The organism is Nocardia farcinica, assembly GCF_029867845.1.
GTDB lineage: Bacteria > Actinomycetota > Actinomycetes > Mycobacteriales > Mycobacteriaceae > Nocardia > Nocardia farcinica_A.
On sequence record NZ_JARWRU010000578.1, the window covers coordinates 1 to 4,246 of the forward strand.

Annotated in this window: 5 protein-coding genes; all 5 read right to left on the bottom strand. The window is 68.9% G+C overall.

The genetic code is table 11. From position 1 onward, the window contains the following. Nucleotides 1–184 precede the first annotated feature (184 nt). A complete protein-coding gene (locus QH283_RS12635) occupies nucleotides 185–1,009 on the bottom strand; it encodes an ABC transporter permease (RefSeq protein WP_280503194.1) in 825 nt (274 codons plus the stop codon). Further along, the gene (locus QH283_RS12640; protein WP_280503195.1) at nucleotides 1,006–1,833 is read right to left on the bottom strand and encodes an ABC transporter permease; all 828 of its coding nucleotides are present in this window, start codon (nucleotides 1,831–1,833) and stop codon (nucleotides 1,006–1,008) included. The genes QH283_RS12635 and QH283_RS12640 overlap by 4 nt, the downstream gene beginning before the upstream one ends. After that, nucleotides 1,830–2,660 (bottom strand): ABC transporter ATP-binding protein, encoded by an 831-nt coding sequence (locus tag QH283_RS12645; protein WP_280503196.1) that lies wholly within the window; start codon nucleotides 2,658–2,660, stop codon nucleotides 1,830–1,832. Before QH283_RS12645 ends, QH283_RS12640 begins: the two co-directional genes overlap by 4 nt. Before the next feature lie 14 nt (nucleotides 2,661–2,674). Further along, nucleotides 2,675–3,772 (bottom strand): ABC transporter substrate-binding protein, encoded by a 1,098-nt coding sequence (locus QH283_RS12650; RefSeq protein WP_280503197.1) that lies wholly within the window; start codon nucleotides 3,770–3,772, stop codon nucleotides 2,675–2,677. Nucleotides 3,773–3,964: 192 nt separating this feature from the next. Then, a partial coding sequence (locus QH283_RS12655) for a type II secretion system F family protein (protein WP_348538280.1) occupies nucleotides 3,965–4,246 on the bottom strand: 282 nt, incomplete at its 5' end.

The following is a 4,246-nucleotide window of genomic DNA, read 5'->3' on the forward strand; positions in this document are numbered from 1 at the left end:
GCCCTCATCTGCCTGGCACGCCGACGATGCGACGTCTTGTTCGCCATGCTCCGCACCAAACAGCCCTACCGCACACCTGCAGCCTCAGCAGCTTGACGAACACCATAGGGACACCCCCCCGGGGAGAGAGAACTCGTCGCCACGGGCAGGCCGCGACGCCGGTACCAGGAAGCGCGAGGCCGGGTCAGGCCCGCTGCTTGCCCATCCCCATCCGGGCCAGCACCACGTTCTCCACCAGCTGCACCACGTTGTAGAGGATCAGCGTGATGGCGGTGATGACGGCGACGGCGGCCCACAGCTCGTCGAATTTGGCGGTGGCACTGAATTTCTGGATCGAGCCGCCGATGCCTTTTCCGGTGGACAGCCACTCGGCCAGCAGTGCGCCGGTCACCGCGCCGGGCACGGAGACGCGGGCGGCGGCGAAGATGGACGGGAAGGCGCCGGGGAGGGCGACCTTGCGCAGGGCGGTGAGATTTCCGCCGCCGTAGACGCGTACGAGGTCGAGGCTCTCCCGGCTCGCGCGGCCGAGGCCGAACAGGACCGACGCCAGGGCGGGGAAGAGCACCACGATGCTGCCGATGGCGGCGACCGAGGCGGTACTGCCACGACCGGTGATGAGGATGATGACCGGAGAGATGGAGACCAGCGGGACGCTGCGCAGCAGCAGCGCCAGGGGCAGCACCCCGGCCTCGACGGCGCGGGAGAGGGAGAACGCCACGGCGAGCACGACCGCGATGGACATGCCGACGACGAAGCCCAACCCCGCGTCCTGAAGGGTCTGGACGGTGAGCGGGCGCAGGTCGGCGCGATGGTCGGCGGCGAGATCGCCCGCCTTCGCCCCCGCCTCGTCGATGAACAGGAACTGGAAGACGTCCAGCGGCCCCTTGGCCACATACGGTGAGACACCGGCGAAACTGACCACGGCCTGCCACAGGGCGAGCACGATCACCACGGTCATGAGGGCGTCGAACAACGCGCGCCCGATCGCGCGCGCCGTCTGCTTGTTCACGACTGCCTCCGTCCCGCCACCCACGGGGTGACCAGGCGCGCCAGCAGGCCGAAGGCGGCGTAACCGACCAGGGCGACCAGCGCGCACAACAGGAACACCGCCCACACGCGCACCGAGTCCAGCTGGCCCTGCAGGCGGATGAGCATGATGCCGACGCTGCGGTCGGTGGCGCCCATGTACTCGCCGAGCACCGCGCCGAGCAGCGAGGTGGGCACCGCGATCTGCAGCGCGTTGAGGATGGCGGGCAGCGCGGCGATCAGGCGGACCTTGTAGAGCTGCTGCCACCGGCCGCCGCCGAACACCCTGACCACATCGAGGCTGGCCTGGTCGGCGGCCTTGAAGCCGAGCAGGGCGCCGACCACGGTGGTGAAGAACACCGAGAGGGCGGCCAGGAAGATCGCGGTGGCGGACGGGTCGCCGGGCGATTCCGCGCCGCCGAGCGCGACGATCGAGATGCCGCCCACCGCGACCACCGGCAGGCAGTAGGTGACCACCGCGATCTGGGTGACCACGGTCTCCACCCGTGGGACGAGCAGCACGGTGGCCGCGAGCAGCAGCGCCAGACCGTTGCCCCACAGGAAGCCGACGACCGCCTCGTGGATGGTGACGGAGAAGAAATCCCAGTACGCGCGGAAGCCGTCGTCGGCGATCTGCCGCAGCACCGCCCACGGCGAGGGCACCGGGTCGTAGGTGGTGCCCTCGTGTGGCCGGAACGCCACCACAGAGAACAGCCACCAGCCGAGCACGAGCCCGACGGTGCCGAGCACGGCGGCGAACCTGCCGGACAGAGCGGGCAGGCGGCCCGCGGCGCGCGGGCCGCTCACGACACCGCGTCCGCGCGTCCGTCGGCGCCGAAGAGGATCTCCGACGCCTTGTCCACCAGGGCGTGGAACTCCGGTGTGCGCATCAGCTCGGGGGTGCGCGGCCGGGGCAGGTCCACGTCGATGATCGCCTTGATCCGGCCGGGGCGCGGCGACATGACCGCCACCTGGTCGGAGAGGAAGATCGCCTCCGAGATGCCGTGGGTGACAAGCAGGGTGGTGGCGGGTTTCTCGGTCCAGATCCGCAGCAGTTCCATGTTGAGGTTCTGGCGGGTCATGTCGTCGAGCGCGCCGAAGGGCTCGTCGAGCAGCAGCACCGAGGGTTTGAGTGTCAGCGCCCTGGCGATGGACACCCGCTGGCGCATGCCGCCGGAGAGCTGGGCCGGCTTGCTTTCCTCGAACCCGCGCAGGCCGACCAGTGCGATCAGTTCCTCGACGTAGTCCTTGTCCACCTCGCGGCCCGCCACCTCGAAGGGCAGGCGGATGTTCTTGCGCACGCTGCGCCACGGCAGCAGGGCGTGGTCCTGGAAGGCGATGCCGAGTTCACTGTTGCGGCGCAGCGTCTCCGGTGTCTTGCCGTCGACCAGCACGGTGCCGGAGGTGGGCGATTCCAGGTCGGCGAGGATGCGCAGGATGGTGGACTTGCCGCACCCGGAGGGCCCGAGCAGGGCCAGGAACGAGCCCTGCTCGGTGTGCAGGTCGGCGTTGTCGAGGGCGGTGACGGTCCGGCCGCGGCCGACCTGGAAGGTCTTGGTCAGGCCGCTGATCCGTATGCCGGTGCCCGCCCCGGCGGGGGCGGTGCCGACTTCGGTGGTGTCGTCGATGGACATGAAGCCCTCCTGGGTCAGGGCAGGTAGGTCTTCAGGTCGGGGTTCTCCGCGTAGATCTTCTCGATGATGCTGGTGTCGAAGAGCTCGTCGGCGGTGACCTCCCAGCCCGCCGCGGCCAGCGAGGCGATGGTCTGGGCCTTCAGCTCCTCGCTGATGGTGAACAGGCCGTTGGCCTCGGTTTCCTCGGTGGAGATGAGCAGGTTCTGGGCCTCGAGGCCACGCTTGGTCTTCACCGGGTCCAGCGCGCCGAAGGTGGACTCCAGACCGTCGGCGTTGTCGGAGGCCGCCTTGTTGTAGTACTCGGTGACCAGGGCCACGGTGTCGTCGAGCGGGTTGGCGAAGACCTCGCGCCAGCCCTTGATCTCGGCGATCAGGAAGGCCTCGAGCAGGTCCCGGTTCTCGGTCAGGTACTGGTCGGTCACGGTGAAGGTCTCCGCGACGTAGGGCACCTTGTTGTCGGCGTAGGGCAGGTTGGTGACCTTGTGGCCCGCCAGTTCGACGGTCAGCGCCTCGTTGGTCAGATAGGCCATGAAGCCATCGACCTTCCCCTCCATCAGCGGCGTGGGATCGAAGTCGACCGGCACCACCTCGACCTCGCTCTTGGGGATGCCGTTGGCGTTGAGGATGGCCTCGAAGACGCTGGCGTTGGAGTCCTGCACACCGATCTTCTTGCCGCGCAGATCCTGTGGGGTGGCGATGTTCGCGCGGTCGGTCAGCGAGAGGATGGTGAAGGGGTTCTTCTGGAAGGTGGCGCCGATGATCTTCAGCGGCGCGTCCTCGTTGGCGATGGCCGCGCCGACGGACGCGGCGTCGCTCAAGGCCACCTGGACGGTCCCGCTGAGCAGTTTGGCCACCCCGGTGTCCGGGCCGGAGATGCCGTTGACCGCGGCGAACCCCCCTTCGGTGTAATAGCCGTTCTCATAGGCGTAGAACTCGCCGGCGAACTCCTCGTTCTTGATCCAGGAGTACTGGACGCTGATCTTGCCGAAACCGTCGGCGTCGTCCGAGTCGCTACCGCCACAGGCCGCGAGCCCGAGGGCGCCCAGTGCGGCGACCAGCGTGGCGGCGACCAGACGGCGGCCGCGATGGACGAAACGATGGGAGTTGGTCATGAATTCTCCTGCGTGAGCTGACAGTTCCGCCCGAGAGACGCAACGACAGTGCCTGGGCGTGCAGGTTACGAGACGGGCATTTCCACATGGAGACGTCCGGTTTCGTGATCGTTAAATCTTCGAACGACCCTGGAAGAGGCGGCCTCGGCACGAGCGACTCGACGGGCTGCTCGATCGGCGGAATCGACATGCTCACAACAGACCTCCGTCGAGGACCCGTTCCGCCAGGCCGACGACCACCGGGATGATGCCGAGGCACAGGAAGGCGGGCAGGAAGCACAGCCCGAGGGGACCGCTGACGAGCACACCCGCCCGTTCGGCGCGCGCGGCGGCAGCGTCCTCGACAGCCGCGCGGTGCTCGGTGGCGAGTTCGCCGATGGCATCGGCCAGCGAGGCGCCCGAGCGGGCGGAGCGGCGGGCCATACTGGGCAGCGCATAGATCACCCCCCCCCCGGGGCGCGCGGCGGCCGCCCC

Coding starts and splice junctions, on each gene's coding strand:
- QH283_RS12650 (WP_280503197.1), bottom strand. CDS start 3,772: ATGACCAACTCCCATCGTTTCGTCCATCGCGGCCGCCGTCTGGTCGCC.
- QH283_RS12645 (WP_280503196.1), bottom strand. CDS start 2,660: ATGTCCATCGACGACACCACCGAAGTCGGCACCGCCCCCGCCGGGGCG.